Source organism: Mycobacterium sp. P2_H7 (assembly GCF_056403275.1).
Window position 1 is genome coordinate 1 of the sequence record NZ_JBFUFU010000062.1, and the last position, 414, is coordinate 414.

The 414-nt window shown below is 63.5% G+C and carries 1 protein-coding gene; it reads left to right on the forward strand.

Annotation, left to right across the window (positions count from 1 at the left end; translation table 11 throughout):
• Positions 1 to 414 (forward strand): ABC transporter permease (locus AC1DY7_RS31350; protein WP_477497657.1); only part of this gene is annotated, 414 nt, incomplete at both ends.

Here is a 414-nt window from a genome sequence, read left to right on the forward strand (position 1 = left end):
GAGACGGTGATCTCGGTCATCGCCTCGATCTCCTTCCTCGGCATTATGCTGGGCGTCGCGACGCTGATCGTCGTCATGGCGGTTATGAACGGGTTCCGGGCTGAGCTGTTGACCCGCATTCTCGGCGTCAACGGTCATCTGATCGTGCAGCCGCTGGATTCGCCGCTTGAGGACTATGCTCAGGTTGCCGCCCGCATCAACGGCGTGGCCGGCGTCAAATACGCCATACCGCTGATCGACGGCCAGGTGCTGGCGCAAGGCAATGTCGGCGGCGGCATGGGCGCGCTGGTGCGCGGCATACGGGCCGAGGATCTCGGCAAGATCGACATCGTCGCCAAAAACGTCAAGCAGGGCACGCTTGACGGCTTCGACTCCGGCGAAGGCGTCGCCATCGGCAAGCGCATGGCCGAGAAT